Annotated in this window: 15 protein-coding genes and 2 pseudogenes; 12 read left to right on the top strand and 5 right to left on the bottom strand. The window is 40.8% G+C overall.

From position 1 onward, the window contains the following. On the top strand, positions 1 to 528 hold the full coding sequence (locus tag AB9N12_RS18775) for a restriction endonuclease subunit S (protein WP_369893601.1): 528 nt from the start codon (positions 1 to 3) through the stop codon (positions 526 to 528). Here the strand turns inward: AB9N12_RS18775 and AB9N12_RS18770 are convergent. The 5 genes from AB9N12_RS18770 to AB9N12_RS18750 form a co-directional block, all read right to left on the bottom strand. Next, positions 523 to 1,953 (bottom strand): restriction endonuclease subunit S, encoded by a 1,431-nt coding sequence (locus AB9N12_RS18770; protein WP_369893600.1) that lies wholly within the window; start codon positions 1,951 to 1,953, stop codon positions 523 to 525. The two genes, AB9N12_RS18775 and AB9N12_RS18770, sit on opposite strands and share 6 nt — an antisense overlap. Positions 1,954 to 1,958: 5 nt before the next feature. Then, positions 1,959 to 3,110 (bottom strand): YhcG family protein, encoded by a 1,152-nt coding sequence (locus tag AB9N12_RS18765; protein ID WP_369893599.1) that lies wholly within the window; start codon positions 3,108 to 3,110, stop codon positions 1,959 to 1,961. 4 nt (positions 3,111 to 3,114) lie between these two features. Beyond that, positions 3,115 to 4,533 carry an N-6 DNA methylase gene (locus AB9N12_RS18760; RefSeq protein ID WP_369893598.1) on the bottom strand — a complete coding sequence of 473 codons (1,419 nt, stop codon included), beginning with the start codon at positions 4,531 to 4,533 and terminating at the stop codon, positions 3,115 to 3,117. Between the two features lie 4 nt (positions 4,534 to 4,537). Beyond that, entirely contained in the window at positions 4,538 to 7,243 is a 2,706-nt protein-coding gene (locus AB9N12_RS18755) for a DEAD/DEAH box helicase family protein (RefSeq protein WP_369893597.1), read from the bottom strand. 63 nt (positions 7,244 to 7,306) lie between these two features. After that, on the bottom strand, positions 7,307 to 7,513 hold the full coding sequence (locus AB9N12_RS18750) for a helix-turn-helix domain-containing protein (protein WP_369893596.1): 207 nt from the start codon (positions 7,511 to 7,513) through the stop codon (positions 7,307 to 7,309). Positions 7,514 to 7,616: 103 nt separating this feature from the next. Between AB9N12_RS18750 and AB9N12_RS18745 the strand changes: the two genes are divergently transcribed. The 11 genes and pseudogenes from AB9N12_RS18745 to AB9N12_RS18695 all read left to right on the top strand — a co-directional run bounded on the left by AB9N12_RS18745 (position 7,617) and on the right by AB9N12_RS18695 (position 17,573). Next, a complete protein-coding gene (locus tag AB9N12_RS18745) occupies positions 7,617 to 8,186 on the top strand; it encodes a TIR domain-containing protein (RefSeq protein ID WP_369893595.1) in 570 nt (189 codons plus the stop codon). 25 nt (positions 8,187 to 8,211) lie between these two features. Next, entirely contained in the window at positions 8,212 to 9,375 is a 1,164-nt protein-coding gene (locus AB9N12_RS18740) for a toll/interleukin-1 receptor domain-containing protein (protein ID WP_369893594.1), read from the top strand. After that, on the top strand, positions 9,357 to 9,938 hold the full coding sequence (locus tag AB9N12_RS18735) for a hypothetical protein (protein ID WP_369893593.1): 582 nt from the start codon (positions 9,357 to 9,359) through the stop codon (positions 9,936 to 9,938). Before AB9N12_RS18740 ends, AB9N12_RS18735 begins: the two co-directional genes overlap by 19 nt. A gap of 6 nt (positions 9,939 to 9,944) precedes the next feature. Then, complete coding sequence (locus AB9N12_RS18730) at positions 9,945 to 10,619, top strand: TIR domain-containing protein (protein ID WP_369893592.1); 675 nt, start codon at positions 9,945 to 9,947, stop codon at positions 10,617 to 10,619. 277 nt (positions 10,620 to 10,896) lie between these two features. Beyond that, entirely contained in the window at positions 10,897 to 11,322 is a 426-nt protein-coding gene (locus AB9N12_RS18725) for a YdeI family protein (protein WP_369893591.1), read from the top strand. A gap of 30 nt (positions 11,323 to 11,352) precedes the next feature. Continuing rightward, a pseudogene (rhuM, locus tag AB9N12_RS18720) lies at positions 11,353 to 12,755 on the top strand (RhuM family protein). 13 nt (positions 12,756 to 12,768) lie between these two features. After that, complete coding sequence (locus AB9N12_RS18715) at positions 12,769 to 13,575, top strand: metallophosphoesterase (protein ID WP_369893590.1); 807 nt, start codon at positions 12,769 to 12,771, stop codon at positions 13,573 to 13,575. A 675-nt stretch (positions 13,576 to 14,250) separates the two neighbouring features. Next, positions 14,251 to 14,520 carry an Arm DNA-binding domain-containing protein gene (locus AB9N12_RS18710; protein WP_369893589.1) on the top strand — a complete coding sequence of 90 codons (270 nt, stop codon included), beginning with the start codon at positions 14,251 to 14,253 and terminating at the stop codon, positions 14,518 to 14,520. Between the two features lie 253 nt (positions 14,521 to 14,773). Then, positions 14,774 to 16,354, top strand: a complete 1,581-nt coding sequence (gene istA, locus AB9N12_RS18705) for an IS21 family transposase (protein WP_369893588.1) — start codon at positions 14,774 to 14,776, stop codon at positions 16,352 to 16,354. Beyond that, positions 16,341 to 17,119, top strand: a pseudogene (gene istB, locus AB9N12_RS18700) (IS21-like element helper ATPase IstB). Before istA ends, istB begins: the two are co-directional and overlap by 14 nt. Positions 17,120 to 17,363: 244 nt before the next feature. Then, entirely contained in the window at positions 17,364 to 17,573 is a 210-nt protein-coding gene (locus AB9N12_RS18695; RefSeq protein WP_369893587.1) for a helix-turn-helix domain-containing protein, read from the top strand. The last annotated feature ends 1 nt before the right edge of the window (position 17,574 follow it).

Genomic DNA, 17,574 nt, shown 5'->3' with positions numbered 1-17,574 from the left:
TTGATTTATAATGAATACAGCAACAATATAACAGAATGTATCGGGCATTATACGCAGTTGCCTGATTCGTGGTGCGTCATACCTATGCAGATGATATGTTCTTTAATCGATGGAGAAAAGCAAAGTGGTATAGAAAGAATAAATCTTGATGTCAAATATTTGCGTGGAGAGCGTGATGCTAAGATGATAACCTATGGGAAATATACTTCCGCAAATTCACTTTTAATACTGGTAGATGGCGAAAACTCCGGTGAAGTGTTCCGAACGCCGATAGAAGGCTATCAAGGTAGCACATTCAAACAGCTGTCTATAAACAGCAATGTGAATACCGATTATATTCTGCAAGTTATCAATTTGCATCGTAAGACATTGCGAGAAAATAAAGTCGGTTCAGCCATTCCTCACTTGAACAAAAAGTTATTCAAAGCAATAGATGTGCCGCTACCGCCTTATAATGAGCAACAAAGGATTGTTAATGCCATAAATATTGCATTTAAGCATCTTGATGCAATCATGGGTAGTTTATAGATTCTCCATGATTGTATCTATTTTAGCGAATGCTTTACGAATAGCATCTATAATACGCCTTTGTTCTGCATATGGAGGTACAGGTATATATGTATTGATAATTTTCTCCTTTGATATATTAGGTTGTGCTCCACCACCTCCTAACCTTATAAAATCTTCTTTATGAGAGAGTAAAAAATAGGAAAGATACTCTTTTTCTATTCCTTGAAAAACATTACAAGCACAACAAGCCTGATTTGTAGTAGCAGGAAATGTCAATATCCCAATTTTACCTATCGTTGCACCATACATGGCGATTAACACACTTCCTGTAGGATTCAACTTTACAGATGTCTCATTCAGAGCTTTTTCTGTTATGTTTTCCGGAATATATGTAATCAATCCATCATTTAAGTCCCCTGTCTTTAGCCAAGGAATATCACCACCATAATACTCTTTATTTAATCTGTTTGGAGTCCCGCCAGACTGCCATTTACCAATTTCATTTAGTGTTGCCCATATCCAATTTTGAGGGATAGCAAAAGGCAAGTTCTGATAATGCCCGTTATCACAAGGTGTGAAGTCGGGATTTATGCGTTTCAACAATTCAATAGCAGGCTCATCATTCGGGTCTTGCGGCACAAGTTTACCGTGAATGGCGAGGTCAAGGATTTTGCTCTTGGCTTGCTTAATGGCTGCTTGTAAGTCAGCTTTCCCTTGTTCTATTTGGTCAATCAAAGCAAACCAATGTTCAATCTCTGTCACTATGCGCTGTTGTTCTGCAAAAGGAGGAAGAGGTATAGGTAAATCTGTGAATATTTCTTTGTGAACTCTTTGTTGCCCAACAACTCCTTTGAAGTATTTAGTACCTTCTTGAATATACCAATCTGATTTGAAAAGATAAAGATAGAATCTTGCATAAACCATAATTGGTCGAAGAATTACTAATTCGGTCGTTCCTGCCCCATAGTTGTTGGGCAGATTTTGAAATATTGTTGATTTACGATTTTCAAAACATGGCGATATTTTTGCAATACCAATATCCCCATTTGCAAAATGGCAATACCCCTTTTTAACGTCATTCCATATACGTTCTTCAAACAAATGATTTCCTGAGAATCCATCCTCTACAAGAGCCATTGGGATAAATCCGACTTTCAGGTTTGCAGCTAATTCCGATTTGGGATTGAGACAAAACAAATCTGAAACAGGAGCAAAATCCCACGAACTCGGCACTTCAAATGGCACGTTCTCATAATGGGGCGTATCGGAAGTCTTTGCGGCTTTTTTACTACGCTTTATCTTCCCTTCTTTTATCAGCCGTTCTTTCTCCGCTTTGATACGTTCAAGCAAAACGGATGCAGGCTCATCGTTCGGGTCTTGCGGAACAAGTTTGCCACGAATGGCAAGGTCGAGTATCTTTTGACGTAATTTCTTGGTGTCCATACCGGTTAGTCTTTGTTTAAGAACAGGTTGCAGAATTCATTCAGTTGCTGTTGCATACGTTCCTGCGGAATAAGGATGCGCTTGTATTCGGCTATCATCGTAGGACTCATGCTTCTGCTCATGGCATATTCCACCACTACACGGTTTGCTTCCGGACAGAGAATGATACCGATAGAGGGGTTTTCGTTGGAACGCTTCACGTCTCGGTCGAGTGCTTCCAAATAAAACTCCAGTTGCCCGAGGTCGCGCGGATGGAATTTTGTCTTTTTCAATTCCACCGCCACCAACGCCTGCAATCCACGATGGAAGAACAACAAGTCTGCCTTGAATGTAGATGCGCCAATATTCAGACGATACTCTTGATCCATAAAGATAAAGTCCTTGCCAAGTTCAAGAATAAACTGCTTCATGTGTCCCAGCAAACCGTTTCTCAGCTTTGATTCACTATGCTTCTTCGGCAAATTAAGGAAATCCACAAACAGCGTGTCTTTGAACATAACAGGAGCATTGGGGTATGCTTCAAGCAATCCTTTTGACATATTGTCCTTGCTGCCTAATAAAGCTGTATATGTTTGGTTGGAGATACAACGCTGAAGTTCTCGTTTTGCCAAATGCTCTTTATTGGCATAGAGTATGTAGAACATTCGTTCTTCGTTGCTTTTACATCGGCACAATATCTCTATATGGTTGGTCAAAGTGGTTAATTCCAGAATTTTAGGCATTTGTCCAGTTCTTGGTTGGACAATTTGTGCAGGTGTTGACTGCACAATTACAGCCATTTCTTGTACAGGTCGATCCGTTCCTATTTGTCCAATTCTTGGCTGGATAAACTCTGCGTTCAGATATTTCTCTACTGTTGCAGAAAATGCTTCCGATGAATATTCATCATAGAACAGCACCATATTATAAATGCTGCTTCGGCTATAGCCCTTGATATCGGGTCGTTGGGAACGGATATATTCGGATAGCTGCGATACGACTTTGCTTCCCCATTCTTCGCTTTTCAGCTTGGCTGATACATATCCGCCTACATGCCATGCAGTAAGCAGCAGTTCTTCGTTTACGGCTCTTGAGGCACGGCTTTTATGTTGGAGAATAATATCTATGACTTCCCCAAACTGTTGCTCCATTGACAGGACTATCTTTTTGTTTTCCATACGCTCAATCTTCATTTATGTTTGCAAGCAACTTTTCGAGTTCAGCCACAGCCGCACTTATCGTTTGGCTTTTCTCCTTTATATCAGTCATCAGTTCTGTCAATGAGCGGTCATCAGCTTCACCGCCTTGCTTTATCCATGTAATGTCAAGGCTTGTCTTATCACGAGTAAGGATTTCATCTACCGAATATTTGCGCCAACGTCCTTGCGGATTGTTCTCGGCATCGAAAGTTTCCACCCGGTTATTATAACAAGCAACAAAATCATCCAAATGATGTCGCTCTAATTTGTTGGTGGCAAGCGTATGCTTGATGTCTGTACGATAGTCGTAGAACCAGACTTCTTTTGTAGGTTGTCCTTTTGTAAAGAACAGTACATTGGCTTTTACTCCTTGCGCATAGAATATACCCGTAGGCAAACGGAGGATGGTGTGCAAGTTGAAATCTGTAAGCAATTTCTTGCGTATCGTCTCTCCGGCACCACCTTCAAAAAGTACATTGTCGGGCAATACTACTGCGGCACGACCACCTGTCTTAAGCATCAGCATCATGTGTTGGAGAAAGTTCAGCTGATTGTTCTTTGTCTCTACATAGAAATCCGGACGGTTAATGTCAACAGACCCTGCCGGACGAGTGCCGAAAGGAGGATTGGCAAGTATCACATCTACAAGCGTTGAAGGCTCCTTTTCCAAAGAATCTTCGCAAACAATCGGACTCCGGTCGGTACCCACACCATGCAAATAGAGATTCATGGAAGCAAGGGTCACCACCAATGGGGTATTGTCCACGCCATGCAACGCCTTGTTACGCAAGAAATCGCGTTTCTCCTTACTTGCCGACTGATTCTTCATGTAATCGTATGCCGTCAACAGGAACCCGCCCGTACCACAAGCCGGATCGCAAACCGTTTCACCGATTTGCGGGGCTATGCAATCTACCATCGCCTTGATGAGCGGACGGGGAGTGAAGTATTGTCCGGCACCGCTTTTCTTGTCTTGCCCATTCTTTTCGAGAATGCTTTCGTAGATGGCACCTTTTACATCACCGTCCATGATGAGCCATTGCTCCTCATCAATCATGGTAATGACCTTTTTCAGATAGACAGGCTTGTCAATCTTGTTCTGTGCCTTAGTGTAAATCGTACCAATCAAGTTTTCTTGTTCGCTAAGTCGTTTCAGAGTTTCTTCATACTGCCTGACCAAATCCAGACCGTCAAGAGAAATCAAATCACGCCATTGATAACCTGCCAGAATTGCGGATTCTTCTCCGAACATTTCTACGTTCTCAGCATCCATCTTCAGGAACAGGAGATAGGTCAACTGGGTGATATAATCGGTGAACCCGACGCCTTGCCCGGCAAGTGTGGTTGCCAGATTCCAGACTTTCTTGGTGAGCGATTGCTCTGTCATATTATTTGTTGCCATATATTTATGCTGCTTTTCTTAAAACCACAAATGTATAAAGAGATTGGAGGGCTTCATCGGCTTTTTGCATATTGCCGAATGCACGAATCATTTGTGCCGCATGAGTAGCATCGTCCTCCCGAATATCCCTGACGGTACAAGCACCGTTGGCGGCTATGTAATCCACTATGCGGCTGATGACTTCACGCTGCTTGTCGGTTATTTCGCGTTGGTTTTGCCCCAACCACAGGTTGAAATACTGTTTGGATGTGGCGACTACGCTGTCCAACCGTTCGATTTGACGGAAAGCAAAACGAACTAACTGGATGATATTTGTCAAGGCATCACTTTCTTCTTTGGTGGTGGAACGTCGCACACTGCTTGGATTGACAATGGCATACGAGTTCCAAAGTTGTTTGGGGGTGAAACGGTTGTTTGCCATTTTGAGTTTGTTCTCCAAATCCTTTAGCATTGAATAGGTTATCGGCTCGCCTTCATTGTTGTGAATGATGCGAAGCACCTCTATCTCATCATAGTACTCTTTGCAAAAATCCTCGAAAGCCTCTGTCGTGTTTTTTGCGTCCTCCAAGGAAAAGCCTTTAGAGATAAGCGTATCCTCACCCGGCAGCAACGTATTGACAAACCCAGCGGCAAGAATGAGCAAGTATCGCCGCGCATCTGCATGGTTGGCAAGGGGAGAAACCAAACCTTTGCGCTCGTTGTTCGGCTCGTTTGTACTGACGAATGGTGGAAGGGTGTCATGTTCAAGCGCATCATAAATTCCGGAAGCAAGTTCCTTCATGTCATCATGAGCCAAACGTATGAACTCATTTCGCTGCGCGTTGTCAGCTTTGTTATATATTCGGGAAAGCGTTGCTGCGAGACGCCTCAGGTATTCATCGGGAAGGTATCCATGAGTGATACGTTCCAATAGTTCCTTAAAAGTGATTGTTTTTGTCGTTGGTTCGTCTGTCGCCGTCGGAACAGTCATTTCATGCTCTGTTACACCCACGGCATCTACCAAGTAGAAACAATCTTTGCTGAATGCGTTCGGGGTAACGTTACGCAATTGTTCATCGCCGATAGTACGCACACCACGCCCTTTCATCTGTATGTAGAGTGGCAAGGATTCCACGTCACGCATGAACATAACAACTTCCAACGGTTTGATATCCGTACCGGTGGCAACCAATGTACAGGTCACTGCTATGCGGAAATCCTTGTCATTTCGAAATTGACGTATCAACTCGTTGCTGTCGCCTGCCGAATAGGTGATTTTCTGAACAAAACGGTCATCAGTACGTCCAAACACTTCCTTAGCAATCTGTACGATATTGGTGGCATGAGTTTCATTGAGAGCAAAAATCAAGGTCTTGGGTAAATAATCCATATCCTTGTCTCGCGGCGGGTCATTGAACAATTCTGTATATACGACATCGCGATAAGTGGACAGAATAAGTTTGATTTGTGCCGGATTGATGATACTGCGGTTCAGTTCCTTATTGGTATAGGCTCTGGTCTCTTTGTTGCTCACTGTCTTAACCTCGCCCGTATATTTCGTTTCTTCTTTGACTTTCTCGCCCTCTAATATAGCTCCTCCTGTTTCTGTAACTTGCGTTTTTATCCTATATATCCGGCAGTCCACATTCACACCGTCAACAATACTCTTTTCCAAGGTATAGTTGACAATAATATTGTAGTTAAAGAATTTCTCTGTCTCTTTAATCGGAGTTGCCGTCAATCCCACAAGTCTTGCCGTATCGAAGTATTCCAACACCTTGCGCCAGTTCCCATAAATGGAACGGTGGCACTCGTCTATGATAATCATATCAAAGTAGTCGTGCGGCAAGTTGGGATTAGGCGGCAACAGAACTTCCTCTGTCGGCTCATTCTCGTCATCGTCATCATTATCTTCAATATTTTCCCCTTTCAAGAATGAAAAAAGGCGTTGTATTGTAGAGATAATCACGTTGCTGTCAGACGGAATAGAAGATGAACGGAGGCGATTGACCGTAAAGATAGTATTGAAAGCATCACCGTTTTCCGTCAGTCGGAACGTACCGAACTCGCCCTCTGCTTGTTTGCCAAGGTTGTTTCTATCCACAAGAAACAGAATCTTTCGCATAGGAGTATATGACAGCATCCGGTATGCAGCAAGACAAGCAGTATACGTTTTACCGGCACCCGTTGCCAACACCATCAAGGCACGATTTTGTCCGCTACGAAAGCTCTTTTCAAGTTCAGTCACCGCCTCGTATTGGCAATCACGAAGCCCTTTCTTTCTCAATGTCGGAAGTCCGGCAAATGTATCTTCAATTCCCAATTTCTTCACCAGCTCATGCGGAGTGGGAATTGTCATTATCTGCCTGAAATAAACATCTTTTTCGCTGAAATCGCAGAAGTACAGTTCTTTGCCATTTGAGGTGAAAATAAAAGGTAGTGGCTTTTGATATGTCTGATAGATGTTAGGAACACTTCTGGCATATAAAGTCGCTTGGTCACAAACTTTTGAGGCCAAAGCATCTGTTTCTTCACGTTTAGCCTCAAGTATCCCCACTGCTTTCCCGTTAATAAACAGGAAATAATCAGCTTCAAGATTTCCTTTCAACAAACCTTCCCTTATGGCTACAGCCGTACAAGTAGGTTCATAATCATCTCTATCAACTACCTTCCAGCCTGCATCGGCAAACCACTGGTCTATTTTTTGCCTCGCTTTTTCTTCTGGTGTCATATATTCCTATATTTTTATATTATCGGAAGTTGTACACTAAAAAACAATAGACATTCATAAACGCTATTGGCGCTCATTCTTGTCTGTTATCAAGTCCTTCAAATCAACTTGCAGTATTTCAGCTATCTTTTGGAGCGTCTCCAAATTAGGCTGAATCCTATTGCAAGCATAAGCATTGACCATACTGAAACTCTTATCAAGTTGTTTAGCCAACCATGTCTGAGAAATGCCTTTGTCCGACAAGACTGCCTTTATTCTGTTCAATTTCATTCTTAGATGCGATTTAATTGTGCAAATATAGCGAATTATATTCGATAGTCAAGATTATTTTTTGTACTTTTGTGCTATTATATGACAAACATTAAAAAGAGCCATGATTCTAACAGAAAATAAGCTAAAGGAACTTACTCTTGCTGCCGATGTCCTCTCCGAAGCTCATCAGCAAACTAGATTTTTTTCAGCCGGTCAACATGCATCCGTATTTCTTTCCCATAAACACGATGAAATTAGCCAACTCAAACGAGTTGCCTACATTTTAGAAGAATTACATGCCAGTATCTATGTTGATTGGCTTGATAATTCTATGCCTAAAAAAACATCTGGAACCACAGCAACCATAATCAAACAGCAAATCCAAAAATACGATAAATTTATACTAGTTGCCACAGACGGTGCTATTGATTCAAAATGGTGTAATTGGGAGTTAGGTTACGGAGATGCGCAAAAATTAGATTTAGGGAAAATAGCTTTATTCCCGATAGCTCAGAACGATGGTGGCTGGAAAGGTTCTGAATATATGCAAATATATCCGACTATTCAATATTATTCTGGAACAGAAAGATATTCAAACGAGAATTTAATACCTAGAGGATACTACTATTGCTACAAGGATAAAGGTGGGAATTATTATATCAAAAATTTATACGATTGGATTGTATCATAGCCACTTATAACGAACAACAATTATCATGACATATAAATACCAACTTATCTTTCTAGGAGATATTAAGAATAATGCTTGCAATACAATAAAAGCTCGCTTTTTTGAAAAGATTCATAGTATAGGTTTGAAGAACAATATGTTTGAGGTAATCTATGATGAAACTTTTCGTGAAAAATATTCGAATAAACAGCCATCTTTTGTATTCTATTTTGGCAATATAAATCATTCCGAAAAAGAGAACGATATATTAAAAGTTCTTCTTGATAATGGGGATGCTATCTTACCAATATATTTTGGTGAAAATTTTGAAGCTGAAATTCCTGAAATCATTCATATAATGAATGGAAGACAATATATTGCTGATCATGTTGAAAAGTATATTAACTATGCATTTGAATCAATGAGGCTATTGAGAGAAAACCGAAAGCTATTCATTAGTTATCGCCGTACGGATTCTTCTACTGTAGCCAACCAATTATTTGATGCTTTTGTCCGGAATAATTACGATGTATTTCTTGATACATATTCTATCAACCCCGCTAAAAACTTTCAAGAAGAGCTACATCACCGGATGACAGATTGCGATGTATTAATCCAACTATACACCAATGATTTTAAAAATAGCAAGTGGTGCAATGAGGAAATTGTATCAGCGAACCAAAAACAAATTGGAGTAGTTGAAATTATCTGGCCTGATTGTACTCCAGACATACACAACTTATTATGCGAACCTATCCAATTAACACAACAAATGTTTATGGATGAAGATTCCAATAGCGAATCTTGTCGCATTACTGAAGAATGTATTGAGAACATTGTTCATACGGTAGAGTCTGTTAGAGTTAGAAACCTCGCCGCAAGACAAGATAATCTTGTGGGAGAATTTGTTAAAGAAGCCCGCAAACAAGGGAGACAACTTATACAAGAGTATCGCTATCTTGTAGAGACTTTGAAAGATGACAGAATTAGATTGTTTATCCCGGCAGTAGGAATTCCACAATCTTATGACTGTTTCGATTCTCTACGTTTTAGAAAATTGCTTAATAACGAGAAAATCGAATTATTCCTTATATATGATGACTTGCGTATTCGTAAGAAATGGATAGAACATCTAGAATGGTTAAATGAATCATTAGAGGTTAAAACTATCAAGAAAAAAGATTTTGAATTATGGCTCAAAAACAATTAAATATATTCTTGTCAGCAAGTATTCCTATGTTAGGAAGAGATGAAAGATATTTCAAAACAGCGGATACAATCGCAATACGTGATTCCGTATTAGCTTTAGCTAGTGTGGCATTGCCTAAGTATAAACTGATTTGGGGAGGTCATCCTTCAATAACGCCACTTATAGCTAGTATTTTGCAGCATTCGGGATTAGATATACAGAGCAGCGTAATTTTGTATCAATCTACGTATTTTGAACAGTTCTTTCCTTTAGAGAATGAAAGTGTTGCTCATATTATAAAGACCAACGATATGGGAGATAAAGATTTGAGTATAGAAGAGATGAGAAAACATATGCTTGGCGATAATGAATTTTACGCAGGAATCTTTATTGGAGGTATGGAAGGTGTAGAAGATGAATATACAATGTTTACTCAGTTACATCCAGAAGCAAAAGTATTTCCTTTGGCTAGCACTGGAGGTGCCGCCAAAATCATTTATGACAAATATTTTGATGGTAAAGAACCTGAATTATGTATTAACTTGGCATATTCTTCATTGTTTAAAGATTTACTTAATTTATAAATAGTTATGGGACATAAGATTTTTATATCATATAAATATGGTGATACTTCTGTGAAGCATCTTGAAAGAACACCTTGGTACGAATCAACTAAAGTTCGTCACTATGTTGATGAACTACAGGATAAGCTTGAAGATGATGATCATATTAATAAAGGAGAACTAGATGGTGAAGATCTATCCAATTTTAAAGACTCCACTGTGGAGTCAAAATTAAGAAACAAAATTTTTGATAGTAGCATTACCATTGTACTCATCTCTCCTAATATGAAAGAGTTAAATAAAAGCGAAGATGAACAATGGATTCCTTGGGAAGTGTCTTATTCTCTAAGAGAGACAACTCGAAATGACAGAACTAGCAGAAGAAATGGTATACTGGCAGTTGTTCTTCCTGATATTAATGGTAGATATGATTATATACTCGAACCGAAGATGTGTTGTCAGTCAGGATGTACGTTATGGCATACAAATAAACTATTCAAAGTCTTACGTGCGAATATGTTTAATCAAATAGAGAAAACAAATTCAATTTGTAATATTGGTGATAATGTTTACCGTGGTTATGTCAGTTATATACATATGGTTAGATGGGATAGTTTCATTAACAATATTAGCTTTTGGATTAATGAGGTTAAAAAGATTCAAGACAAAAAAAACGAATACGATATTCACATTAATGTTTAATGTTGCAGAATAAAATCATTTTTTACTAAGCAATAAAAAACCGGAGTTTTATTACTCCTATTCTTAGACTATGATTATTCCTATGAACAACCTTAATTGTATTTAAACATTGACAACAACGGAAACATTATGGTATCAATTTGCAGATAAAACATCATACTTGATTTGAGTATCAGGTTTATATACAACCTGTTTCGGTTCAAGGATGGAAATACTTTGGATTCTGTTTACAGAAAGCAATTAGAGTAATCATATATCAATTGAATTACGGACAAATATGGAAATTATCAATCTACTGGACTTCACAGACCGCATTGAACTGAGAAATTGGCTGAAGGCTAACCACAACCAAGCAAAATCATGTTGGGTTGTAACTTCACGTTTTAAACAGCCCACATACGAATGTATTCCATACATTGAGGTCGTTGAGGAAGTATTATGCTTCGGATGGATTGATTCGACTCTAAAAAAATTGCCTGATGGACGCCTTGCACAGCGGCTTTCACCTCGTCGCAAAGGCAGTCATTGGACTGAGTTAAACAAAGAACAATGTATAAATCTTGAAGACCGAGGACTTATGACAGATGCCGGACGACAAGCATTTGAAAAATCCTATTCCTACGAAATAGTCTCGAAAGGCTTTCTTGTGGAAGAAAAAATAAAGAAGCATAATACAGAATTGAGATCGGGATTATATAAATAATTGCACACTATTCTAAAAAGTATCAAGACAATGGAAGAAAACAATATATCCCCTATTCAATCAGACTTTGAACAGATTAAAAAAACAGACGAAAACGGTTCAGAGTATTGGACTTCTCGTGATCTATGCGTTGCATTAAGTTATAGTACCTATCAAAAATTCACACGTATCATAAACAAAGCCATTGCGATAGCCAACCATAAAGGACTTAATGCAGCAGAGCATTTTAACCATACGGTTGAAATGGTCAAATTAGGTTCCAGCTCTTTTCGTAAAGTAGAAAACATACATTTATCACGCATAGCTTGTCTGATAATTGCGGAAAATGCCGATGGCAAGAAACCACAAGTACAAATGGCAAGAGAATATTTCAAACAAGAACTTCCTTCTCCTGAATTAACCAACAACAGTTTGTCATCCAACATTTTACTCTATAAAACTAGGCAAGGAGAAACGCGGATTGAGGTCATCTTCAACAATGAAACATTCTGGATGTCACAAAAGCGAATGGCCGATTTATTTGGAGTGGATGTACGAACTATCAACTATCATCTTGGTCAGATTTACGAATCAGGAGAGCTTACTAAAGAGGCAACTATCCGAAAAATTAGGATAGTTCAATCGGAAGGAGAACGAGATGTAGAACGTACACCATTGTTCTATAATTTGGATGCTATCATTGCCGTAGGATATCGTGTGAACAGTTATCAAGCCACTCAATTCAGAATTTGGGCGACATCTGTTCTGAAAGAAATGATAGTCAAAGGATTCGTATTGGATGATGAACGTTTGAAACAGGGAAAACATTTTGGTAAAGATTATTTTGATGACTTATTAGAACGCATCCGGGAGATACGGGCTTCTGAACGCCGATATTATCAGAAAATCACTGATGTATATGCCGAATGTAGTGCCGATTATGACCCCAAATCTGAAACTACCCAACTGTTCTTCAAGATGGTACAGAATATGATGCATTGGGCTGTAACCCATCAAACGGCAGCTGAAATTGTATATTCAAGAGCAGATGCCGAAATGCCTCACATGGGACTTACCACTTGGAGAAACGCACCTGATGGCAGAGTTCAAAAGTCAGACACAATAGTTGCTAAGAACTATTTGTCCGATAAGGAAGTCTCTGCCTTAAATCGTCTTCAACTGCATTCCTTGATTTTGCAGAACTTCGTGCAGAACGGCAGATTATTACCACAATGGCAGATTGGAAAAAACAATTAGATGATTTTTTGACTTTATACAAATATGATACATTGAATGATGCTGGAACTATTTCCGCAGAACAAGCAAAAGAAAAAGCATACGCAGAATATGACAAATTCCGCTTGATTCAAGACAAAGAATATCTTTCGGACTTTGACAAGGAAATCAAGTTGTGGAAAGATAAAGGATTGTTTGACAAGGATACACAGTTTTAATCAGTAAATACAAATGAATCATAGCAACACATTCTCACTATCTTTTCCCGAAGCCAAGACAATTATTGTTTCTGGTGATATTCATGGCGACTTTAATCAGTTGGTGTTCAAACTCTGTATTCAATATAAGTTGACGAACACCCTATTAATTGTAGCTGGGGATTGTGGCTTTGGCTTCGAAAAGAAAGAGTACTATAAGCAGATGGTTAGACGAAATACCAAGCGAATGAACCAAGCCAACAATTGGATTGTATTTGTACGTGGCAATCACGATAATCCTGCTTATTTCGATGGAGCAACATTCAATTACAAACGTTTCATTGCTATTCATAATTATACTATTCTCCAAGCCTGTAATCATACCATCCTTTGTATAGGTGGAGCTGTCTCTATTGACAGAGTCTATCGGATAAATGAATGGAATAAACGAAAACACAGACTCCATCCCAATGATTCACAAGAAAACGATATTTCCCGCAATTTATATTGGAAGAACGAAGCTCCTGTTTACAACGCTGATAAGATGAATACTATCCGTCCAAACTTCTTGATTGATACTGTTGTCACACATACTGCACCATCATATTGTGAGCTATTCTTAAAAAGTAACCTCAATCAATGGGCAGAGAACGATCCACTACTTCTTAAGGATGTACAACTTGAAAGAGAAGCAATGGATATGCTTCTTCACCATCTCAAAACAGATAACCATCCGGTGAAACATTGGTACTATGGTCATTTTCATCAAAGTTGGCATTCCTCCATTGACGGAATATTATATCAGATGCTCGACATTATGGAGTTCAGTCAAGTTTATTGATTTATACCCTTTCTGGTATAATATTAATATTAGACACAGAATTATACCCGATAGGATATAATAAGAAGTGTACCATTTATGGTGTATAAACACATTTTCAAGCAAATAAATTAGCCTTACTACATTTTCCCAACGAATATCACTCATTCTGCCACACTTTTTCAAGCGAATCAAATATGTCATTGCACCAGACTAATAAAAATTTCACCACAAATCACAGAAATTTCAAGAAAAGCACTACCTTTGTAATCAACAAGCGTTCTGTAACTTATATGCGGAAATACCCTATCGTTCAACACATTGTATCTGATAGCGGATATTTCGCAAAAAGGCTGAAAGAAAGCGATACAACACGTATATGCAAAACAATGAAATACAACGGTTTGCATTTGTCCCCACATTCTGTGTACTTGTAAAAACAGAGGTTGTACCGATTAAAATGAATGGTCACTGATAATCAGTGATGTAAATATGCTGCATCGGAAAATAGACAACAAAACCAGCAAAGTAACTCAAAGTAAATCGGGAGTAAAAAGGAATAAATATCTCGCTTTTATTCAACGATTTAAGCTGATTAAAATTTTAAGGTTATTTGTCTTTAGTTACTCCCGATTTACTGTAATTTTGTTGTACTTTTGTTGTTCGAAAAATTCAAACAACAAAAGCAACAAATATATGGGAAATTCAAAAGAGCCTATCCGACTTCGGAAGCGCAAGACCAAGTCGGGAAATACATCGCTCTACCTCGACATTTACCTGAACAGGGAGCGGTCATACGAGTACCTGAAATTATACTTGATACCTGAAAGGAATCGGGCTGACAAGGAAAAGAACCGAGAGACACTACAACTTGCGGAGGCTATCAAATCGAAAAGGGTTGTCGAGCTTCGCAACGGCGAGTTCGGTTTCAAAAACGGGTTCGCCACCGACACCCTGTTTTTTTGACTACTACAAATTCCTGTGCGAAAAACGCCTTGGCGAGGAAAGCAGGGAAAACTGGGGCAACTGGAATTCGTGCCTCCACCACCTGGAAAATCCAGTGTAAGATGCCCCTAAAACCAATCGCTTGCCCCCTGTTCCAAAATAATCCTGCCTTTTGATTCCAATATAAAAATACCCCTGTCAAAGAATGTCCGGCAGAGGATTTTTTTGTAGATTTGATACCCGTCTTGACCGGTGGGATAAAATCATTTCTACTATGACAACAAAGATAGCAAACATTCTCCAATGTTACGCATTGGGGATGAGGATAAAGCAGATAAGCAGGAGCTTTGAGCTGTCCCGCAGCACGGTACGCAAATATGTGCGCCTGTTTCAAGAGTGTGGCATACTGATAAAGGAACTAGCAGCCATGCCTTCCGCCCGTATCCAGGAAATATTCTCGGAAGGTGTTGGCCGTAACAGGGTTCCGTCACAACGTCAGCTTGAGCTTGAAGCGCTTCTGCCCAAGTATGCCGCCCGGTTCAGCCGCCGGGACGTGACAGTGAAAGCTCTGTACGAGGAGTACCGCGAGACGCACCCTGACGGATGCAGGCATGCCAGTTTCGGCAACTATCTCATGAGCTACCGTATGGTGACGCATGTTGTAGGTCATGTCGAGCATTATGCCAGAGACCAGATGTACATCGACTTCGCCGGCGATAAACTTGAGGTGGTTGACAGTGAAAGTGGCGAATGCCGCAGTGTTGAAGTGTTCGTGGCCATATTTCCATGCAGCCACTATACCTACTGCGAGGCGGTCTGGTCCCAATCAAAGCAGGATCTGATCAAAGCGTGTGAGAACGCCCTGCATTTTTACGGTGGGGTTCCGATGGCGATAGTACCCGACAACCTCAAGGATGCCGTAGCCCGCAGCGACCGTAACGAGCCTGTAATCAACGAGGAGTTTGCGGCATTTGCCGAACACTACGGATGTGCCGTATACCCCGCACGTGTACGTCATCCAAAGGATAAGGCCTTGGTGGAAAATACCGTGAAGCTGCTTTACCGCTCTGTCTACACCGACATCGAGGGGCTTGTGTTCAACTCGCTGGAAACCCTGAATGCAGCTGTCGCCGAATCGCTCTCGGCCTTCAACGGGCGCAGGATGAGCGGACGTCCCCTATCAAGACGGGAACAATTTGAACAGGTTGAATCCGACTGCCTCCGCCCGCTTCTCGCCATACGCCATCAGATGAAGGAACGACGCTCCGCGACGGTAATGCGGAACAGCTATGTCACCTTCAGGCTCCACCATTATAGCGTGCCGAAAGAGTATATAGGCAAACGTGTCGAAATTGTCTATGATGCCGACAGGCTGGAAATATATCATGGCCTGCGTTTGGTAACCACACACCGGCGTGATGACACGCCCTATATCTATACGACCAAGGATACCCACGGACTGCCCGGACGTCATGAAAGTTACGAAAAGGATCTGGAACAGATTTACGAACGGGCCGGCCAGGCGGATAACGTCCTGTTGCTGTATCTACGCAAGGTGGCAGAACTCAAGAAGTATCCTCCCGCAGCGTTCCGTTCATGCAAAGGAATCATGGCACAGGAAAAGACCTTCGGACTGAAACGGTTGGTGGTGGCAAGCGCATGCGCCACGCAACAGCGCCAATACGGCTATCAGGAAATAAGACAAATCCTTGAGCGTGGCGATGATGCGGGCTTCCTGTCAAAAGACGACATCGACGATGAAGCCCCCGTAACATCCACCCACAAGAATATCCGCGGAGCAGCCTACTTCGCAAAATCAAAACATTTAAATAAGAATAACAATGGAGACAAATAATCTTACCGCCCCGATAGCAGTCGAAAAAGACCGCAACACGTTGACAATCGAACTGATGAGCCGTATGAAGCTACACGGAATGGCCGCCGCTTTCACTGAAAGCCTGGCTTCCACCATGGCTGAAACAATGACAATCGACTCTTTCCTGCACATGTTACTTGCCAGGAAATGGGACTACCGCGCTAATGCAGCCATCCAACGTCTTATACGCAGAGCTTCGTTCCGCTACAAGGCCTGCCTCGAGCAGATAGACTATACAATCCCGCGTGGCCTTGACTGTAACCAGGTGGAGCGGCTTGCATCGTTGGAGTTCATCCAGCAGGGACAGAACCTCTTCATTACAGGCTCCTCCGGAACCGGAAAGAGCTTCCTTGCCACAGCCATGGGTTATGAAGTCTGAAGAAAGGCATACGGACATACTATGCGAATGCCCCGAAACTTATGGGCACGCCCAAGGTGGCAAAAGTAAAAGGCACACTGTAATCAGAACTCAAGAGAATCGAACGGGGCACACTGCTCATACTGGATGACCTCTTCCTTGTAAACCTTGATGCCAAGGAACGTCCCATCCTGCTCGATATAATAGAGGACCGGCATGGATGCAAGTCCATCATCATCACCTCGCAACTGCCAACCGACAATTGGTATGACGCAATCGGTGATCCTACCGTGGCAGATGCCATCATGAACCGTATCATACATACGGCTCACCGGATTGAGTTAACCGGGGAAAGCGTTCGGAAGATGGCGGCATACAGAGGGTAATAAACTATAATAATGACCCCATCGGTCAAGACTTTTAAGGGGGTATTATTGAATATTTTCAGGGGGGGACAAGCGCTTTGGTTTTAGGGGGCATCTTACACTGGATTTTCCAATTGGCAATGGAAAATTTGAATGTCTGATATTTGGTTTAAGCTTAAGTAGGGGATTTTCCCTCTCCTTTTCCTTTTATATAGCACAAAATTTTATATCTTTGCAAACATATTGATGATATAAAAATAAAGCGATGGATAAACCCATGAATCGGATAAAAGAGGTACTTGAAGAAAGAGGTATCAAACAAACTTGGCTGGCAGAAAAACTAGGCAAGAGTTTCTGTATAGTCAATGCGTATGTATGTAACAGACGTCAACCAAGTTTGGAAGTGCTATTTGAAATTGCTGAGATTCTTCAGGTTGCCCCCAAAGACCTAATAAAGAATCAAATATCCAACTAAA

Source organism: Bacteroides sp. AN502(2024) (genome assembly GCF_041227145.1).
Taxonomy (GTDB): Bacteria; Bacteroidota; Bacteroidia; order Bacteroidales; family Bacteroidaceae; genus Bacteroides.
The sequence above is the reverse complement of the archived record's forward strand: the minus strand, read 5'-3'. Positions and strand labels throughout refer to the sequence as shown.